At 68.0% G+C, this 18,898-nt stretch carries 20 protein-coding genes; all 20 read left to right on the top strand.

Going from position 1 to position 18,898, the window contains the following annotated elements; all coding sequences use genetic code 11:
• The first annotated feature begins 5 nt into the window (after positions 1 to 5).
• The 20 genes from AA0Y20_RS12125 to AA0Y20_RS12030 all read left to right on the top strand — a co-directional run bounded on the left by AA0Y20_RS12125 (position 6) and on the right by AA0Y20_RS12030 (position 18,890).
• A complete protein-coding gene (locus tag AA0Y20_RS12125) occupies positions 6 to 914 on the top strand; it encodes a hypothetical protein (protein WP_412939448.1) in 909 nt (302 codons plus the stop codon).
• A 58-nt stretch (positions 915 to 972) separates the two neighbouring features.
• Entirely contained in the window at positions 973 to 2,028 is a 1,056-nt protein-coding gene (locus AA0Y20_RS12120; RefSeq protein WP_412939447.1) for a DNA cytosine methyltransferase, read from the top strand.
• On the top strand, positions 2,025 to 4,301 hold the full coding sequence (locus AA0Y20_RS12115; protein ID WP_412939446.1) for an ATP-binding protein: 2,277 nt from the start codon (positions 2,025 to 2,027) through the stop codon (positions 4,299 to 4,301). Before AA0Y20_RS12120 ends, AA0Y20_RS12115 begins: the two co-directional genes overlap by 4 nt.
• Before the next feature lie 364 nt (positions 4,302 to 4,665).
• Positions 4,666 to 4,962, top strand: coding sequence for an HNH endonuclease (locus tag AA0Y20_RS12110; protein WP_412939445.1), 297 nt, complete (start codon positions 4,666 to 4,668; stop codon positions 4,960 to 4,962).
• Positions 4,963 to 4,984: 22 nt separating this feature from the next.
• Positions 4,985 to 5,236: a LysM peptidoglycan-binding domain-containing protein gene (locus AA0Y20_RS12105; RefSeq protein WP_412939444.1), complete on the top strand. Its 252-nt coding sequence runs from the start codon at positions 4,985 to 4,987 to the stop codon at positions 5,234 to 5,236.
• Positions 5,237 to 5,238: 2 nt separating this feature from the next.
• A complete protein-coding gene (locus AA0Y20_RS12100) occupies positions 5,239 to 5,589 on the top strand; it encodes a hypothetical protein (protein WP_412939443.1) in 351 nt (116 codons plus the stop codon).
• A 119-nt stretch (positions 5,590 to 5,708) separates the two neighbouring features.
• Complete coding sequence (locus AA0Y20_RS12095; protein ID WP_412939442.1) at positions 5,709 to 6,182, top strand: hypothetical protein; 474 nt, start codon at positions 5,709 to 5,711, stop codon at positions 6,180 to 6,182.
• A complete protein-coding gene (locus AA0Y20_RS12090) occupies positions 6,124 to 7,677 on the top strand; it encodes a hypothetical protein (protein ID WP_413331569.1) in 1,554 nt (517 codons plus the stop codon). Before AA0Y20_RS12095 ends, AA0Y20_RS12090 begins: the two co-directional genes overlap by 59 nt.
• Positions 7,670 to 9,541, top strand: a complete 1,872-nt coding sequence (locus AA0Y20_RS12085) for a phage portal protein (protein WP_412939440.1) — start codon at positions 7,670 to 7,672, stop codon at positions 9,539 to 9,541. Before AA0Y20_RS12090 ends, AA0Y20_RS12085 begins: the two co-directional genes overlap by 8 nt.
• 8 nt (positions 9,542 to 9,549) lie before the next feature.
• A complete protein-coding gene (locus tag AA0Y20_RS12080; protein ID WP_412939439.1) occupies positions 9,550 to 10,140 on the top strand; it encodes an HK97 family phage prohead protease in 591 nt (196 codons plus the stop codon).
• 60 nt (positions 10,141 to 10,200) lie between these two features.
• Positions 10,201 to 11,430 (top strand): phage major capsid protein, encoded by a 1,230-nt coding sequence (locus AA0Y20_RS12075; protein ID WP_412939438.1) that lies wholly within the window; start codon positions 10,201 to 10,203, stop codon positions 11,428 to 11,430.
• Between the two features lie 131 nt (positions 11,431 to 11,561).
• On the top strand, positions 11,562 to 12,146 hold the full coding sequence (locus AA0Y20_RS12070; RefSeq protein WP_412939437.1) for a hypothetical protein: 585 nt from the start codon (positions 11,562 to 11,564) through the stop codon (positions 12,144 to 12,146).
• Complete coding sequence (locus AA0Y20_RS12065; protein WP_412939436.1) at positions 12,143 to 12,466, top strand: hypothetical protein; 324 nt, start codon at positions 12,143 to 12,145, stop codon at positions 12,464 to 12,466. Before AA0Y20_RS12070 ends, AA0Y20_RS12065 begins: the two co-directional genes overlap by 4 nt.
• 9 nt (positions 12,467 to 12,475) lie before the next feature.
• On the top strand, positions 12,476 to 12,796 hold the full coding sequence (locus AA0Y20_RS12060; protein ID WP_412939435.1) for a hypothetical protein: 321 nt from the start codon (positions 12,476 to 12,478) through the stop codon (positions 12,794 to 12,796).
• Positions 12,789 to 13,220: a minor capsid protein gene (locus AA0Y20_RS12055; protein ID WP_412939434.1), complete on the top strand. Its 432-nt coding sequence runs from the start codon at positions 12,789 to 12,791 to the stop codon at positions 13,218 to 13,220. Before AA0Y20_RS12060 ends, AA0Y20_RS12055 begins: the two co-directional genes overlap by 8 nt.
• A complete protein-coding gene (locus tag AA0Y20_RS12050) occupies positions 13,205 to 13,966 on the top strand; it encodes a phage tail tube protein (RefSeq protein ID WP_412939433.1) in 762 nt (253 codons plus the stop codon). Before AA0Y20_RS12055 ends, AA0Y20_RS12050 begins: the two co-directional genes overlap by 16 nt.
• 88 nt (positions 13,967 to 14,054) lie before the next feature.
• Entirely contained in the window at positions 14,055 to 14,447 is a 393-nt protein-coding gene (locus AA0Y20_RS12045; RefSeq protein ID WP_412939432.1) for a hypothetical protein, read from the top strand.
• 137 nt (positions 14,448 to 14,584) lie between these two features.
• Positions 14,585 to 14,764, top strand: coding sequence for a hypothetical protein (locus AA0Y20_RS12040; RefSeq protein ID WP_412939431.1), 180 nt, complete (start codon positions 14,585 to 14,587; stop codon positions 14,762 to 14,764).
• Positions 14,764 to 18,102, top strand: a complete 3,339-nt coding sequence (locus AA0Y20_RS12035) for a phage tail tape measure protein (protein ID WP_412939430.1) — start codon at positions 14,764 to 14,766, stop codon at positions 18,100 to 18,102. Before AA0Y20_RS12040 ends, AA0Y20_RS12035 begins: the two co-directional genes overlap by 1 nt.
• The gene (locus AA0Y20_RS12030) at positions 18,099 to 18,890 is read left to right on the top strand and encodes a hypothetical protein (protein ID WP_412939429.1); all 792 of its coding nucleotides are present in this window, start codon (positions 18,099 to 18,101) and stop codon (positions 18,888 to 18,890) included. The genes AA0Y20_RS12035 and AA0Y20_RS12030 overlap by 4 nt, the downstream gene beginning before the upstream one ends.
• Positions 18,891 to 18,898: the final 8 nt, after the last annotated feature.

The following is an 18,898-nucleotide window of genomic DNA, read 5'->3' as shown; positions in this document are numbered from 1 at the left end:
ATCCCATGTCCGAAAGAGGATGCGTGCTCGGGTGCACGGTGCCCGACCTGCACTATGCGACGTGCGCCTGGTACGGCGTCAATGACGCGCAGGCAGAGCTCGCCAAAAGGGCCGGAGTCGCTGTCTGCGCGGGGTGCGTGCCGGCGCCCGCCAGCGACGGCGTGATGATCTGCGAGCGCTGCTATCGCCGGATGCGCGGGCACATCGACAACGCTGCTGATCTCGTCGGTCGACTGCGGTCGCTCGCCGACCCGCGCAAGGCGATGGTCTACGACGCGATGCGGTCCTCGTCGGGGAAGGGGACAGAGGCGCCCGCGCCGACGCCGGCGGACCTGATCGACGCGTCTGAGGATGTGATGCGATCGCTGCGGTCGTGGGCTGTGTTCGTGGACCCGCGGTCCGGCATCGTCGGCGGGATGCCCGCGGGCGCCGGCTCGCTCGCGGCGTACGACTACGCCCGCAGCTGCGCGAACGTCATCCTCGGCGACTTCGATCGCATCGCAAACCACGCCGGCGACGTGCAGCAGCTCGCCGAGGCCGTGCTCGTGCGGCATCCGGTCGACGGGGACGGCGTGCGCCCGTTCTGGTCGATCGTCGATGCGGTGAGCCGATACCGCCTCGAGCGGCCGGATGCCGCGCGCGTCGCGGACGCAGACACGGACGAGGAACTCGAGGTGTCGGCTGTAGTCGAGTGGCGTGACCGGCTGATCACGAGAGCGGAGGCCGTGAGCAAGGCATACGCGGGGTCTGAGTCAACGTTGCTTCGCTGGCGCAAGTCTGAGGGGCTCGTCCCACGCGCGATCACATCAGGCCCTCTGGGCCACGTCACCTGGTTCCGCGAGTCAGAGGTCCTGGCTATCAAGGAGGCGATGCGCAAGCGTGTGGGCGGTCGGCCCAGGAAAGGGCAGGGCTGACCAAACATCTCAGGTCGCTTCGTCGACGGCGGAGCGATGATCGAATACTGTGAGTGCTATGGTGACCGCCCCTGCCCAGATCAGCGCCGTCGACTTGTTTTGTGGGGCCGGGGGCCTTTCGCAGGGGCTGCAGGAGGCTGGAATCCTCGTGGTCGGCGGCGTTGACGTTGACCCCTCGTGCACCTATGCGTTCGAATCGAACATCGAGGCTCCGTTCATACTTCGTGACGTCCGGGAGGTGACCGGCGCCGATCTTGAATCACTGTGGATCCCAGGCACCGTTCGGATGCTCGCCGGGTGTGCGCCCTGTCAGCCGTTTTCGCCCTACCGGCGCGGCGTTGACACGTCTGCGGAGGAGCAGTGGCCACTCTTGCGCGAGTTCTCCCGTCTGGTCAGGGAGACCAATCCAGAGCTCGTCACCATGGAGAACGTGCCGCGGATTGGCACCGCAGCGGTGTTCGAAGAGTTCGTGCGGGATCTGAAGAGCTACGGGTACTCGGTCGACTGGCGCAGTTGCTATGGGCCGAAGTATGGGCTTCCGCAGCATCGTCGCCGTCTCGTCCTTCTGGCCTCGCGGCTCGGTCCGATCTCAGTGCCGGACGGGCCTCTCGACGAGGAGCACTACCGCACCGTTCGAGACGTGATCGGTGGGTTGCGACCCGTCGCCTCTGGTGGTGTTGATGAGAGTGACCCCCTGCACGTTGCGCGTAAGCTCTCCCCACTGAACAAGAAGCGCATCGCAGCTTCACGCCCTGGGGGTACCTGGGCAGACTGGCCCGAGGAGCTTCTCTCGCCCTGCCACCGCAAGGCGAGTGGGGCGTCATTCAAGAACGTGTATGCGCGGATGGAATGGGACGCGCCCTCACCGACGATCACCACCCTTGCTCACAACTTCGGGGCTGGCCGCTTTGGCCACCCCGAGCAGGACCGGTCCATCACTCTCCGGGAGGCGGCCCTACTACAGGGCTTCCCACCCGGATACCGCTTGGTGAGACCGGGGCAACGTGTCCTCATGTCCCACATCGGACGATTGATCGGGAACGCTGTGCCGCCGCCCATTGCCGCCGAAGTCGGTAAGGCCGCCATGCGCCACGTGGAAGAGGTCGCCGCATGATTGCCGCCGACGGCGCCGCCCAGGGGGCCGAGCCGCCAGAGGACACCACCTACAAGATGACAGTGGAGCTGTCCGTCTTGGAATCGCTCGGCATCAACCTCTATAGCAACGCCGCAGCCGTTCTCTCGGAGCTCGTCGCTAACGCTTATGACGCGGACGCCGGGAAGGTCAGTATCCGCTGGCAACCTGAGACCCAGCCAGACGGGTCCACCACCGGACTGATGCGAGTGATCGTGTCCGATGACGGAGCTGGGATGGGAGTCTCGGAGCTGAACAGACGCTTCTTGAAGGCCGGCTATAAGAAGCGAGAGAACGAGGGAACCGTCTCGCCACGCTGGGGCAGAGCTTTCATGGGCCGTAAGGGCATCGGCAAGCTCTCTGTTTTCTCGCTCGCGCGTGAAGTCGAGGTGTACAGCAAGCTCGAAGGAGGAGAGGCATGTGGCCTCCGAATCCGGGTTTCGGATTTGGAAGAGCGGATCAAGGCCGAGCGGGACTACTACCCCCAGCCGGTTCCGGTCCCTCCCGACTACGACCGACAGGGAACGACGCTCGTCCTCTCCGACCTCAAGAGCAAGCGCGCTGACCTGACCGCGTCCGCACTTCGGAAGCGGCTAGCTCGGCGCTTCGATGTGTTGGACGAGACACCGCCGGGCGCGGGCGGCTTCCAGATTCTCGTTAACGACAAACCGATCACCTGGGCGGACCGGCAGGAGCTGAAGAAGCTCCAGTTCATCTGGGAGTTCGGGAGCCAACAGCTTGAGGACAAGGTGCTTCCGCGCGGGATCCAGCGCTTCGTAATACCTTCGAGCTATGTGGACGAGGGCCGCGGGTGGCGTATCAAGGGGTGGTTCGGGACAACTGAGACCCCAACGGACCTAACTGACGACGACGAGGCTGGCTCCCTCAAGAACATCATCGTGTTGGCACGTAAGCGCCCGATTCAAGAGGGGATCATCGAGAAGCTCGACTTCAGTCGGCTTTTCGGCAATTACGTGACGGGGCAGGTGGAAGCAGACTTTCTCGATCTGGACGAAGAAGGTTACGACGATATCGCGACGAGCGACCGTCAGCGTCTGATTGAAGATGATGAGCGTGTAGTCGCACTGCAACGGTTCCTCCGCTCAGCGTTCGTGCGAGCGGCCGAGCAATGGAGTGAGGCGCGACCGAAGAAGGCATCGGTCAACGCACTGGATCGCTATCCGCGGCTCCAGGAGTGGATCACCGATCTCCCTCCGTGGCAGCAGGGCAGCGCGACAGCCATGGTTGGCACCATCGCTGGCTTGGAGCTCGAAGGAAAAAACGCGGAGTCCGATCGTGCGGCGCTGTTCCGTTCTGGCGTGCTCGCCTTCGCTCGAGTGGGACTGCGCAAATCTGCTGACGACCTCGAGAAGTTGAGTTCGGTGAACGCGGTGGACCTTCTCCCGCTGCTCGGTCAGCAAGACGTATACGAGGCGGGGTTGTGGGTGGACATCCTGCGATCGCGGATCGACGCAATCGAGAAGCTTCAGACGCTCACAGACGATGATGAGAAGGAACAGGTGCTGCAGCAGCACCTGTTTGATCACCTCTGGTTGCTTGATGCGTCCTGGGAGCGAGCTACCGGTAGCGAGACCATGGAGGAGAACCTGCGGAAGATCGCTTCGCCGCTCTTCGCGAAGGAACACTCGGATCTCGACGAGGAGATCACAGGGCGGATCGATATTCGTTACCGGACTCTGAACAACCGCCACGTCATCGTCGAGCTGAAGCGGTATGGGCTGACAGTTGACGCGAAAAAACTCGCGGACCAGGGCGCTAAGTACGCTCGTGCGCTTGCGAGCATCCTCGCCCAGCAGCAACGGCAGAACGAGATCCCCAACATCGAGGTGATCTTCGTGCTTGGGCGGAAGCCGGGGGATCGTGATCGCGTCGAATATATGCAGACCGAGGAGCAGTACTTCGCAAGCGAGTTCCAATCCTTCAACGGCAGCTTCCGGCTCTACGACGAGCTGGTTGACCGCGCCAGGAATCAGTATCAGCAGTACTTGGATGCGAGCACGCAAGCTCGAGCGCTCGACGAACTGATGGAAGTCCTTGACGAGAGGGTAGACGCAGGGGAAGACGTAGCGAGCGAGGTGACACCTGCGTCGGAGGTGCCCGTCGCGTCGGCATCGCCAAGAACGTCGATAGCGCGGGCGCCAGACCAAGCCGCAACGCCGGCGCAGGCACCCCGAGCGCTCCCTGGGCCGCCGCCAGCCATGGCGCCTCGACTCGGCAAGAACAACACGCCGTAGCGCGAGTCTAAACACTGGCGGAAATCGCGAGTAGGCTGTGCCTTGCACAAGAACTATGACCGGAAGCCTCACCCCGAGCGGGTGGGGCTTTCGGCGTTCTCGGGGTCGCGTTCGCCTCTCGCGCATCGGGCGCGACCCCGCCTGATCCTCGGGTCCGACTGGCCGGGATCTCGCCTCACCGTTCACGCGACGCTCGCACTTCCAGCCAGACGGCGCCCGGCCACCCTGCAGCGGTGGAGTCGAGGAGCGCTGATCATCTTGCATCGGGGGCGATCGCGGCCGCGTGAGGCGCAGACGTAACCGGCGAGCGCCCGAGTGTGGATGACCTCGAGCGTTCGCCGACAATCCTGCATCGGGGGATCGCATGGCTGCCGGCGTCCCGGGGCGCACGACTGCGGCCCATCGGAAGAACCGAGCTGACCTGAAGGCGCTCACCGCCGAGCACGGTCTGCCCTGCGCTCTCTGCGGTCAGCCGGTCGACACGACGCTGAAGCACACGGACAAGTGGGCGTTTGCGTACGACCACATCAAGTCGATCAAGGTCTATCCCGAGCTCGCCGACGATCCCTCGAACGGGCAGCCGTCGCACAAGATCTGCAACGAGAACAAGGGCGAAGGAGATCCGAAGCCCGGGCTCGGCGATCCGTCCGAAGTCTGGTGACCAACCACCGAGAGGAGCCATGATGGCGAACACTCAGAGCACGAAGCAGACCGCGACCGCGAACCGGCCGCCCTCTCCCGAGGACCGGGGCGCCGACCACGGCAACGAGACGCACGAGGTCAAGGAGGGGGAGACCCTCGACGACATCGCGAGCGCGCATAAGGTCGAGCCCCGCACCGTGCAGCGCCTGAACGGCATCAAGCGACCCGACCTCATCTGGCCCGGCATGGTGATCCGCATCCCTCGCCGAGAGCCGCACGAACCGAAGGGCTGAGCATGGACCGCTTCACCGCTGCTGGCCTGATCCTGCAGGCTGCGCTCCACGGGCACCACGTGCACGTAGTCGTGGCATCCGGCCACCAGGTGAGCGACGCGATCGGCGCGCTCACCCGGGCAGCCGACGACATCGCCCACCCCGCCGAGGTATCACGCCGCAACGGGGGTTCGTTCGTCCGCCTGCTCACTGGGGGATGCGTCACGGTCGAGAACGCTCACGCATCTGTCCGTGGTCGTTCGTTCGACTGGGTGTACCTGACCGAGGGGCTCGCCCGTTCCCTCTCCGACCGTCAGCTCGACGACCTGCGCATCAGTGTCGCCGCCGGCGCAGGCGACCTCGTCAGCGCCTGACCCGCACAGGGGTAGGGGGGTTCGATCCCTACCCCTGGGGGCTCCGCACACCGCCGGGGGTGATCTGTCCCCCTCCGCACGGTCGTGTCCCGTGTCCCGCCCCGTTGGAGGTGGTCGTGATGGCCATGACGCCCGAGGAGCGACGAGCGAAGGAGCGCGAGCGAAAGGCCCGGCAGCGCGCGGAAAAGCGCAAGGCTGCCGGGCTCGAGGCGCTCCCGCGGATCGGCCCCGGCGGGCGGGACACGGCCGGGACAGAAAACGGGACAGACGGCGGGACATCCGAGCCGCCGCTGATCTCGAACGAGCACGCGGCGCGCGCGTTCGTCGAGGCTCTGCAGGTGCCGCCGTCGGCGATGCCTCGTGTCGCGCTGCTCTACACCCTGGCCCGCGACCTCGACTCCGGCGCGGTGGCCCAGCGGTCCGCGATCGCGCAGCGCTACGACGAGACGATGGAGAAGCTCATCGCGGCCGCGAAGCCGCGTGAGCGCGACGAGCTCGACGATATGCGCCGCGCCTTCTACACGGGGAGCGTGGATGACATCGACGACGACCCGGAAGCGTCCCAGCGGCGCCCAGTCCGCAAGAAGGCGTAGCGCGCGGCCGCGGCGGGTGTACGGGCACACCGTCCCGCGTGTGTTCACCCCGCCGCGCCGCAAGCTCACGCCGCAGACGAGCGCCGGCTACGCAGCGGTGCATTTCGCCATGTGGCTGCACGTGCAGCTAGCTGGCACACGGTTCGCCGAGCTGGCTCCGAAGCTAAACCCGTGGCAGCGCTGGTTCCTGATCCACGCGCTCGAGCTGAACCCCGACGGGTCGTACCGGTTCAAGACGGTGCTGCTGTGGGTCGCTCGCCAGAACGGCAAGACGTTCATCGCGGCGCTGCTGATCCTGTTCCGCATGTTCGTTGACGGCGATGCACAGATCATCGGCGTTGCGCAGAAGCTCGCCACGGCAAAGAAGACGTGGGAGCACGCGCAGAACATCATCGACGCGATCCCGCGGCTGCAGCAGGAGCGCGGCGGATTCTCGAACACGAACGGCGAACTCTGGTTCGAGCTCACCGGCGGTCAGCGTTACTGGGTCGACTCGGCCGAAAACGGCGGCCGCGGTCTGACGTTCGACCTCGTGTTCGTCGACGAGATCCTCAAGCACAAGACGTTCAAGGCGTGGTCGGCGCTGTCGAAGACCACCGCCGCTCGTCGCCGCTCGCAGCTGATCGCCGCGTCGAACGCCGGTGACATGGAAGCGATCGTCCAGCGTCACCTGCACAAGATGGCGATGGATGCGATCGAGTCCGGCGACACCGAGACGAGGATCGGGTTGTTCTGGTGGTCGCCGCCGCCGGGGATGCCGCTGGACAGCGCCGAGGCGTGGGCGTACTCCAACCCGTCGATGAACTACAACCTCCCGCAGGAGAACCTCGCGGCGTACTGGGTGTCAGACCCCGCGCCCGTGTTCGCCTCCGAGGTCGGAAACGTGTTCGTCGACTCCGCCACCGGCGGCCCGTTCCAGCCGGGCAAGTGGGCGGCCGGGTTCGACCGCCTTTCCAAGCGTGCCGACGGCGCCCCGGTGTACATCTGCATCGAGGTCTCCCACAACCGCGAGATGGCCTACATCGGGTTCGCCGCTGAGCGCGCCGACGGTGCGGCGCACGTCGGCATCATGGCCAAGGCGCCCGGCACCGACTGGATCATCCCCTGGCTGACCTCGCCCGACCGGACGTTCACGCCGGCCGCGATCACGTTTCAGACCAACGGCGCCCCGGTGTCGTCCCTCGTCGCCGACTTCAAGGCCGCCGGCCTGGATGTCACCGAGTGGGGTGGCCCGGACCTCGGGCGCGCTACCGGCATGATCCTCGACGGCGTGAACCTCGGCCGCGTGTTCCACCGCGCACAGCCCGTGCTCGACGTGCCCGCCGGCGCCGCCGTGATGAAGGCGCTCGGAAACGCGTACGTGATCGACCGCATCAAGTCGCCGGGCGATGCCGCGCCGCTGTCCGCCGTCACCGGCGCGCACTGGCTGTTGAAGAACCCGCCGGAGGCTCCCGAGCCCCGCATCCGCACACTCAAGAGGAGGTCACGTGGCTAAGTTCACCGAGCGAGTCACCTCTGCGTGGTGCGCCCTCGTGCGTCGCGCGAACAGCCGGCTCCCGTCGCTGCGGGGTACCCGCACCTCGGCGGGCGTGAACGTCACGCCCGAGCAGTCGCTGCAGGTCATGGCCGTGCTCACCTCGGTGCGCCTGGTCGCCGAGGCGATCGCGACCCTGCCCGTCTCGGTCGTGGTGCGCCGCGGCCGAGACCGGGTCGCCCCGAGCCCGAAGTACCGCAAGCTCGTGAAGCTGCTCACGGTGCAGGCCAACCCGGTGCAAGACGCCGCCGAGTTCTGGCGCGTCGTGGTGACCTGGCTCCTCATCCGCGGCAACGCGTACGTGTTCGTCCAGCGCAACGGCGCCGGCGAGGTCGAAGCCCTGTGGCCGGTCCCGCCCACCGATGTGACCGTGCTGCGCACCCCGACGGGGCAGCTGGCCTACAAGCTCAACCACGACGGCCGCGAGACGTGGCTGCCGGTCGAAAAGGGCTACACCGCGACCGACCTCGAGATCCTGCACTACCGCTGGTTCGGCACCGGCCCCGAGGCGCTCTCGCCGATCGGGGTCGCCCGCCAGCAGGTCGGGATCTCCGTCGCCGCGACGTCGTACATCGGCGGGTTCTTCGAGCGCGACGCGACACCGGAGACAGTGCTCACCACGGCGAACAACCTCAGCGACAAGCAGTGGGAGCGCCTCGTCGCGCAGATGGAAGACCGGCACCAGGGGTTCGAAAACTCGCACCAGATCGCCGTCTTCGAGGGCGGCGCGAAGCTCGAGCGGGTGTCGCTGTCGCCGGCGGACGCGCAGTTCCTCGCGATCTACAAGCTCACCGAGGGCAAGATCGCGTCGATGTACGGCGTCCCGCCGCACAAGATCGGCGACCTCGAGCGCGCCACCTTCTCCAACATCGAGCACCTGAGCATTGAGTTCGTCCAGGACGCGCTGCTGCCTCCGATCACTCGCCTCGAGAAGGTCACGCAGCGGCTGTTCGACGACGAGGAGATGCGGCTGAAGTTCGACCCGAAGGGGCGGATGCGCGGCGACACCGCAGCGCAGACAGCGGCCTACGCTGCCGGCCGCCAGTGGGGGTTCTACTCCGCGAACGACATCCGGGCGATGGAGGACGAGCCGCCGATCGAGAATGGCGACGTCTACCTCGAGCCGGTCAACATGATCCCTGCCGGGTCGTCGCCGGTGCAGCGCGACGGGCTCCCGCCCGTCAGCATCCCGCAGCTGCAGCCCAAGCATTACCGCGCGCTCGAGCAGACCCGCCGCAGCGCCGTCGAAGACGCGCCCGCGTGGGTCACCCGCGTCGAGCGCACCCTCGCCGACTTCCTCGGCGACCAGCGCGAGCAGGTCGATGCGGCACCGTCGGACGAGGAACGGGCGGTGTGGGACGAGCTGCTCGCTGAGCAGCTGGCGCCGGTGCTCGCGGGCGTGGTGGGGGAGTTCGGGTCACGGCAGGCTGAGACCCGCGGCGACGTGTTCATCGCGGCGCAGGCGGCTCACTGGGTCGACGCGGTCGCGGCATCCGAGGCGCGAGCGTTCAACTTCGCCGCGATCCGCCTGCTCGACAAGATCGGCGACGTGACTGCGTTCGACGTGATGCTCGAGTCCGCCGCCGTCTGGGCGGGCCGCATCGTCACCCGCGGCGGCGCATTCGGACGCCACGAGGGTGCGGTGCAGACCGGCGCCACCGGCAAGCGGTGGCGTTCGGGCGACGACGGGATGCACGACACGATGCACGGCGAGACCGTCGCGATCGACGCGCCGTTCTCCAACGGCGCGCAGTGGCCGGGCGACCTCGCCGCCGGCGCCGACAACGCTGCAGGGTGCACCTGCGGCGAGGACTTCGACTACTAGGAGCAGACATGGAACGCACCTTCGAGCGCCGCGTCTTCCCGCTCACGGATATCCAAGTCCGCGCGGCGAACGACGACGAACGGCGCCTGCACTTCACCGGTCGGGCGGTCGTCTACGACCAGCTGTCCGAGGATCTCGGCGGCTGGCAGGAAGTCATCCGCCCGGGCGCTGCGACCCGCACCCTCGCGGGAACGCCGGACGTCCGGTTCCTGATCAACCACGACGCGAACCTGCTGCTCGCCCGCACGCGGTCGGGAACGCTGACCCTGTCCGAGGACAGCGACGGCGTGCTCGTCAACGCGGACATGGCCGACGTGTCCTACGCCCGAGACGCCGCGGTGTCGCTCGAGCGCGGCGACCTGTCGCAGATGTCGTTCGGGTTCTGGGTCGTCTCCGACAGCTGGTCGGGGAACCTCCACGAGGTCCGGGAATTTGACTTCGACGGCGGCGACGTCTCGGTGGTCACCTACCCGGCGTACACGCAGACCTCCGCCGAGCTGCGCGCGATGGCGAAGCGGCACCTCGCCGCCGAAACCGGCTACCCGCTGCAGCGCGCGAAGCACCGACTCAACGAACTCGAGCTGCTCTCGCAGCTCTGACACACACGTGCCCGTCCGCACGGTGCGGGACACCATCCAGAAAACGAAAGGGGAGCGGCTATGGCCACTTCTGTTCAGCTCCGCCAGGAGCGAGCTCGCACCGTCGAGGCGATGCGAGAGATCACCGACCGCGCCGAGGCCGAGAACCGGAACCTCACGGCCGAGGAGCGCACGTCCTACGACCGCGGCGAAACCGAGTTCCGCGACTACTCCGAGCGCATCGAGCGCCAGGAGGCGCAGGAGCGTCGCAACGCCCAGCAGGGCCAGACCATCGGCGGCGGCGGCGACGAGCTCGGCGGCACCGGCACCGAGGCCGAGCGCCGCTCGGCCGCGAAGCGCTCCGCGTTCCTGCGGTTCGTGCGCGGCGGCCACATGGCCCCCGAGCAGCGCGCGCTCGTCGAGAACGCCGCCGGTGAGATCCTCGTGCCCGAAGACCTCGAGGCCGAGATCATCCGTGAGGTGCCCAAGATCAGCGGCATCCGCCCGATCGCCGGGCAGCGCAACACCGGCTCCAACCGGGTGCGCCGCCGTTCGCTCGACGAGGTCTCGGTCGGCTGGGGCAAGCTCGAGACGAACGAGCAGGAGCTCACCGACTCGATGCCCGACACCCCCTCCGAGGAGTGGACCTACATCGAGGATCTCTACGGTCTGGCCAAGATCGGCGAGGACGAGCTCGACGACACCGACATCAACCTCGAGGCGTTCGTCCGCGACAGCTTCGCGCGCGCCGCGGCCGAGGCCGAAGACCAGGCGTTCACCATCGGCTCGGGCCACACCGCGCACATGCCCGTCGGCATCTTCTCGACCGCCGGCGGCGTCTCCGCTCGCGTGTCGGGTGCCAGCACCTACGCTGGCACCGGCGCGAACGGCTCGAACGTGCTGCTCGACGACCTGCTCGGGCTGATCTACGACGTGCCCGCGCAGTACCGCCGAAACGGCAGCTTCCTCATCCCGTCGACCACGGAGCTCTTCGTGTCGACGCTGAAGGACGCCGACGGCCGCTACCTGTGGCAGCCCTCGCTGCAGGCCGGCCGCCCGAACACGCTCAACGGCTACGCGATCCACAACCAGGAGAGCATCGACGGCATCGCCGCGAACAAGGCGATCGCCGCGTTCGGTGACTTCCAGGCCGGCTACCGCGTGTACGACCGCCTGGGCGTGACCGTGAAGCGCCTCGAGGAGCTCTACTCCGAAGAGGGCATGATCGGCTTCAAGTTCCGCAAGCGTGTCGGCGGCGACGTCGTCCGCCCGCAGGCGCTGAAGCTGCTCAAGACCAAGGCCGCCGCGTAAGCGACGCCCGAACGTCAGGCGGCCGGGAGTGACGCACCCGGCCGCCACCACCCCTCCGCGGCCACGCGTCGCACGGGCCCCGGCGACGCATCGTCGGCGACGCCCGCGACCCGACATGGGAGGAAACCCGCATGCCCGAGCAGTCCACCGAAGAGCAGCCGGACCTGCTGCTCAGCGCCGCCGAGATCCAGGCGGTCACCAACCGCGGCATGCCGACCGAGCTCGCCAAGGCGATCGCCGCTTTGGCGACAGACGCCGTCCGCGACTACTGCGGATGGCGCGTCGCGAAGACCGCGACCGAGACGATCACCCTCGCCTCCCGCGGCACCCGAACCATCTTCCTGCCCTCCCTGCACATCGTTTCCATCGACGCCGTCACCGAGAACGGTGTCACCGTCGCGGCCAGCGGAGGATACGACTGGGACGAGGCCGGCATCCTCCACCGAGTCGGCCGCCGTCGCTGGCAAGCCGGGCGCCGCACCGTCGAGGTCACCCTCACCCACGGGCACCCCCGATGCCCCGGCGGCATCGCCACCGCGATCGCATCCGCCGTCGCACGCGGCGCGTTCACACCCGCCGGCGGCCTCGTCTCCGAGGGAGCCCTCGGGCAGACCAACCAGTACGGCCGAACCGCCAGCGGCGCCGCCGTCGACATGGCCTTCACGCCCGAGGAGCTGCTGCGCCTGGATGCCCACCGGATCGGTGCGAGCCGATGACCCTGCCCGACCGGTTCACTCGACACACCGCGGTGGTCCGCGCCAAGCGCCGCGGCGGCGGCATGGGCGGAGGCGGCTACGCCGACCCTCGCACCATCGCCGCCTGGGTCGTCGACGAGCAACAGACCGTCATCGGCGCCGACGCGACCGAGGTGCTCTCGAGCACGCAAGTATCCGTCAGCCTCGACGAGCTGATCCCGCAGGGCTCGCTCGTGACGGTCTGGCAGGGGCAGCCGAACGAGCGCGAGGCGATCGTCACCGCGATCAGCGTGTTCCGGCACGAACGGCTGCCGTCGTTCCAGACGCTGCACCTGAAGTAGGAGGCGCCCGTGAAGATCCATGTGCCGCTGTTGTCAGCCGCCGAGCAGGGCGCCCAGGCGGGCCTGCGCGCCGGGATGAAGCAGATGCTCGAGGTCTCCAACGGCCTCGCCCCGAAGGATGACGAGGATCTCGTCGACTCCGGCGTCGTCCGCGTCGACGACCTCACCGGGCAAGTGTCCTACGACGCCGTGCACGCGCTCTGGCAGCACGAACGGCTCGACTTCATCCACGCCGACGGCGGACGAGCGAAGTACCTCGAGACGGCCGCCGAGATGGTCGATGTCGACGAGTTCATCGCCCGCGGGATCGGGGAGGCACTCGGTGGATGACAGCACCCTCACCCAGACGATCGCCGCTCTGCTCGGCGGAATCGGAGGCTGGGACTGGAACCCGAGCCCCGACGCCGAGTACGACCGCGACGCGGTCGTCATCCTGTACGGCCGCATTCAAGCCGAGCCCGACCAGCAGGTCGCGGTCCGCGTCTACTTCGCCGACGACGACGTCGAAACGCAGCTGAGCATCCGCCGGGTGCAGCTGCGCTTCCGCGGAGCGCGCGAGCACGTTGACGGCGCCGACCGTCTCGCCGACCAAGCGTTCGACGAGATCCACGGACTCTCCCGCGTGGGAGGGATCAGCGGCATCCGCCGCATCTCCATCGCCCAACTCGGGGCAGACACCAACAGCCGCGAAGAGCGGACCGACAACTACGAGATCACTCTCGACAACACGGAGGCATCATGGGCAATCGCGTAACCCTTCCCGCCGGAACGACGCTGGGTAAGGCGTCCGACTACGGCATCGACGTCAACCTCGGCACGCGCGCCGCGCCGAACTACCAGTCCATTCGCCGGATGAGCGGCTACGCGCCGACGTTCCCGGCGAGCACGGCGGACGTCGCCAGCTACGACAACCAGGGAGACCCCGACGAGGACGTCGACGGCCGCGGCTTCGCCGCGTCGTTCACGGTCCAGGGCAACCGCAGCGTGAGCACCGGCCTCTACCTGCCCGAGCTCGAGGCGCTGATCGCGGCATCCCGCGCCAAGGGTGAGGCGGCTGTGCTCGACGTGCGGTTCTACCACAAGCCCGCCGTCGGAGCACCGAACCCGAACGACGCCGGCCGCGCCGACGTCACCGTCGAGATCACCCGCGGCAACACCGGCAACACCGGGATCGAGTCGTTCTCGGTGTCGATCACCGGCAAGGGCGGCTTCGAGCCGATCACGAACCCGTGGACCGGCTGGGCGACCAACCCCGCCCCGAAGATCGCGTCGGTGACGCCGCCCAGCCGCGCCGCCGGCCAGCAGGTCACGATCACCGGATCGGGGTTCATGGGCGCGACCGACGTCAAGTTCGGCACCGCCTCGGCCTCGGCGTACACCGTCGTCAACGACAGCACGATCATCGCGGTCGTGCCCGCCGGGACCGCCGGCAACGTCAACGTCACGGTCGTGACGCCCGCCGGCACCTCGCCGAACGCGCCCTACACCCGGGGCGCCTGACACCGCGGCCGCGCAGCGCCCCGGGTAGGGAACCCCGCCCGGGGCGCTGCGCGCTCCCACCGCACACGACACGAACCGAGGAGACCCGTTGAGCGCCGTCGACTTCGCCGCCTGGGCGACCCCCGACCTCATCCTGACGTTGGGGCCGAAACGGTACGCCGTGAAACCCCCGAGCGTCGAGGAAAGCGCGCAGCTGCTCGCTGCCGCTGTCCGCGCCGAGATCAACCTCGGGCTGGTGCCCGGTCCGATGCCGGACGCGCTGCAGGAGATCCTCGATACGGTCGGTGCCTCCGAGCCCGCCCTCGGGCCGGTCTACGACCAGATGGTCGCCGACGGTGTCGACCCGGAGACGCTCGACCGGTTCTCCTACTACGCCACCTTCTACTGGGCCAAGGGCGCCGAGTACGCCGGGCGCATCGCCGAGCTGCTGTGGGGCCAAGGCTCCAACCAGGAGGGTGAGTCGGCCGCCCCAAAAGACTAGAGACGGCGGAGGACTGGGCGCCGTACGGCATCGGCGAGCCCGACGCCGACGGCTGGTATCCCCAGTATCGCCCCGTCCCCGAGGAGCAGCTCCCCGTTGCTACGCCGTCTGTCAAGACCAAGCCGATCGACGGTTCTGTGCTCGCCCTCGTCAGCAACTGGCGCGTCGTTGAGGCCGACCTCATCAAGGAGTACGGCCTCGACCTCTGGGACCCCGCCGTCCGAGCCCGCCCCTGGCCTGGCATCCGGGTACACATCTTCTCGCTGATCGACAGCCCCACGCGGCTGCGGGCAGCGCTCACCCTGGGAGGTGACTAATGGCCCTTCGCGCCGCAGAGGTCGAAGTCCTCGTTACCGCGAACGTCGACCAGGTCGCGAAGGCCGAGAAGACCATCAAGTCGACCGGCGAGCGGGTCGAGAAGAACCCCCTCAAGGTCGACGCCGACGCGAAGGGCGCGATCGCATCCGCCGACCGTGTCGAAGCAGCATTCGCTGCATCCTTCGCCGGCGCCGCGGGCGCGTCGAAGTCGACGTCGCAGCAGCTCGTGCGCGACTTCCTCGAGTCCGAGCGCGCCGGGAAGATGTCGGCCGACAAGATCCAGTCCGTCCTCACCAAGTCATACGGCGTCGCCGAGGACAAGGCGAAGGCGCTCGCGGACGCCGTCACCAACCCGATGCGGATGGAGATTCGCGAAGAGGGCGCCGTCGCCGCGGCAGAGCGCGTCGAGAAGGCCGCCAAGAAGGCCGTCTCTGAGGCCGCCGCCGGCCGCCTCGATCTCGACATCACCCGGGCAGAGAAGAGCGTCCAGCGCGTCCAGGAACGCATCGAGGGCCTGCAGGTGCGCGCGCTCGGCGGCCTGGACGTCACCGCGGACATCCGCCGCGCCGAGGCGCAGCTGTCCAAGCTCGAGCGCAACCTCAACGGCCTGACCTCCGCGCGTGAGCAGATCGAAGTTCTCGCTGTCGTCGAGCCCGCGATCAAGGACATCCAGCGCGTCGAGAAGGCCACCACACGAGTTGTGTCGCAGGACACCGCTCTGCGGATCAACGCCGAGGTGAAGGCCGCCGAGAACGCGATCGCCGACATCGAGCGCGAACTCGACTACCTGCGCGCCCTGCGTCCCACGGTCCAGGTCGAAGCAGACGTCGCTGCGGCCGAGGCGAAGCTCGACACTGCTCGCGCCGTCCTGAAGGATCTCGACGGCTCCCGAGCCGAGATGCTCGTCGACGTCAACGAGGGCGGCGCGAAGCAGAAGCTCGAGCACGTCGCCGACTTCGCACGCAATGCGGGCGAGCGCGGCGGAAAGTCGCTCACCGGTGGTCTCGACGCCGCCACCCGCGGAGCCGGCGAGAAGGTCGGCCAGGTGGTCGGTGGAGACATCGAGGAGACCCTCGTCTCCGCTCTCGCTGCCATCCCGGTAGCTGGCGGGATCGTCCTCGCCGGCGTCGCCATCGGCAAGGCCATCACCGGAGCGATCCAGGACGGCCTGGCCGTCGAGCAGCGAACCGACCGGCTCGAGGCGCTCACCGGCATCGACGAGGAATCAGCCGCCCGGTTCGCGCGAGCCGCGGGAGAGGCGTACGCCAGCGTCTTCGGCGAGTCGGTCGGTGCGAACATGAACACCGCTCGCATCGCGACGCAGCTCCAACTCATTGACCCGGACGCCACCACGCGCAACGCGCAGCTTGTCATCCAAGGACTCGCGGGTATTGCCGACGTTCTAGACGAGGACGTGCAGCCTGTGGCTCAGGCGGTCACGACACTCCTGCGGACCGGGCTCGCGAAGACCTCTCAGGAGGCGTTCGACCTCCTCGCCACGGGTGCTCGGAACGGCGTCGACCGGGGGCAGGATCTTCTCGATACCTTCATCGAGTACCCGACGGTCCTGCGGAAGTTGGGGCTGGAAGGGCCACAGGCTCTCGGGCTGCTGAATCAGGCGCTCGACGCCGGCGCGCGCAACAGCGACGTCGCGGCGGACGCTCTGAAGGAGTTTCAGATCCGCGCGACGGACGGGTCTAAGGCGAGCTCCGAGGGCTTCAAGCGGCTCGGGTTCGACGCGGAGGAGATGACGGCGAAGATCGCTGCTGGTGGGGACGGTGCGCGCGAGGGCCTGCAGCAGGTTCTCGACAAGCTCCGCGAGACGGAAGACCCTGTCGCGCGGAACGCCGCAGCCGTCGAACTCTTCGGGACGAAAGCCGAGGATCTCGGCGACGCCCTTTTCGCGATGGATCTGTCCAACGCAGTCGACCAGCTCGACGGGGTCGCGGGCTCCGCCCAGCGAATGTTCGACACTCTCGCGAGCAATGACGCGACGAAGATCGAGCAGGCGCAGCGAAGCATTGAGGTCGCGGCCGACGGCATCAAGGGAGCCCTTGCTGCCGCGTTCGCCGAGCCGCTTGCGGACGGGGCGGAGTGGATCGCGAGCAATCGCGGACCAGTGCTCCAGTTCTTCCGTGACCTCGTTAACGGAGCGCTCGATTTCGGCATCGCTGCCAACACGGCGGTCGGAGATTTCGTTTCGGGGCCGCTTGAGCAGATGGTCGAGGGCCTGAAGAATGCCCGACGGATCATCGCTCCGTTCGCCGACACCACGGAGATCGACGAGCTGCAGGACGCCATGCGCGCTTTCGGCGACAGCACGGACGCCGGGAACGACAAGCTCGAAGAGATGCGGAGCCGCTTCAACGACTTCATCGATCCGCAAATCGCGCTGCAGACCCTGAACGACCGCACGACCGACCTGGCCGCAGCCCTCGACGGTGTCACTGCTGCGCAGGACGGCAGTGCGGAGGCGGCGCAGGCGCTGCGCGATCAGGCGTCCGCTGCCGTCAACGCGCTCTACGCTCAGCAATCGGCCGCGGCTGCAGCCGGAGAAGAGCAGGGCGAGTTGAGCGAACGCTGGCGCAATGGTGCTGGTGCGTTGGCTGCGCAGCTGCAGGCGATGGGGCTCACCGAGGTGCAGGCCTGGGAACTCATCGCGGCCTACGCCGGCATCCCGGAGTCGGAGATCACCCAGATCACGTCGAACGCGCCCGACGAGCAGTCTAAGGTGCAGGCGTTGGTCGATCGGGTGAACTCGATCCCGAACGGCAGCACGCACATCTCGGCGAACACCGGCGCCGCGCTGGGCAGCATCGGGGCGGTCGTCACGGAGCTCAGCAAGGTGAAGGACAAGACCGTCACCGTCTCCGCGATCTCGAAGGTCGGGAACTTCGTTGGCCAGCTGCAGTCGATCTATGGCAAGCCGATGGCGCAGGGCGGTGTGCTCGAGTTCATGGCACAGGGCGGCGTCCGCGGCGGTGGGCTCAAGCCGATGGAGTCGCTCGCGCAGATGGTGCCTCCGAGCACGTGGCGTGTTGTCGGCGACCGGAGCGACGTGCCCGAGCTGTTCGCTCCACTGGACGGGTCGGCGCGTTCCTGGGCGCTGCTGCTCGAGGGGTTCCGGCGGATGCCGGGTTCCCCGCCGCAGATGATGGCGCAGGGGGGCATCACCGGGGGAGCGGTCGGCGGGCTCGATGCTCGTGCTTTCGCGGTGGAGCTGGGGCGGATCCTCGCCGAGCAGCCGCGGGTCCACATCACCGAGGTGAACCCCATTCACACCGACCCGGTCGCTGACCGGTTCACGGAGCAAAAAGAACGAGAGGCGGAGCTGTGACGTATCGACTCAACGGGGTCTCGCTCGAGGATGCGCGATTCGGTTGGGTCGTGCGGTCGCGGTCCAAACCGCTGGCGGATCTGTCGAACGCCTTGTCGTCTCTGCGCCGGCCGGGCCGCCACGGTGCGGTCTCGCCGGCGCCGGGCGTCCTGGACGTGCCGACGACGATGCTCGTCATCGAGACCCCGCGTGCCCACCTTCGCACCCTCGAGGCACTCGTGCGGGCCGGGGGCGTCCTCGACTCCACGTACGAGCCGGGGGAGAGCGTGGTCGAGTTCGTCTCGTGCTCGCCAAGCGGGCGCGGCGGCGCGGACAGCATCGTCGACCTCAGCGTCGTGTTCCGAGTCCCCGCGGCGTCAGCGCGAGGCCCGCTCGTCACCACGACGGCCGCCGCCTTGTCGGCTGCCTCCGTCGCCGTGAGCGGCCTGCTCTCCGGGCTCTCGCTCGAGGTGCAGGACGCGATGGTGCGCGTAAAGGGCGCGGTCACCGGCCTGCAGGTCACCGACAGCTCTGGGGCGTGGTTCATCTACACCGGACCCGTCACCGCATCGCAGTGGCTCCGGTTCGAGAGCGCGACCGGCCGCGCGTTCCTCACCACCACCGACACATGGACCGGCGGCACGGAAGTATCCGGCGCCGCGGACTTCGGCGGACCCCGGGGCACCTTCGAGATCGCGCCCGCGTGGTCGAACAGTCCCGCCGAGCGTGCCGGCGCCCTCACCGTTGCCACCGCCAGTCGCAGTAGCGCATCCGTCCAGGTGCGCGGACGGGCGGCGTACCTGATCTAAGGAGTTCC

The sequence above is a fragment of the Microbacterium pratiae genome, assembly GCF_047302165.1.
Classification (GTDB): domain Bacteria; phylum Actinomycetota; class Actinomycetes; order Actinomycetales; family Microbacteriaceae; genus Microbacterium.
This window is presented reverse-complemented; position numbering and strand designations above follow the sequence as displayed.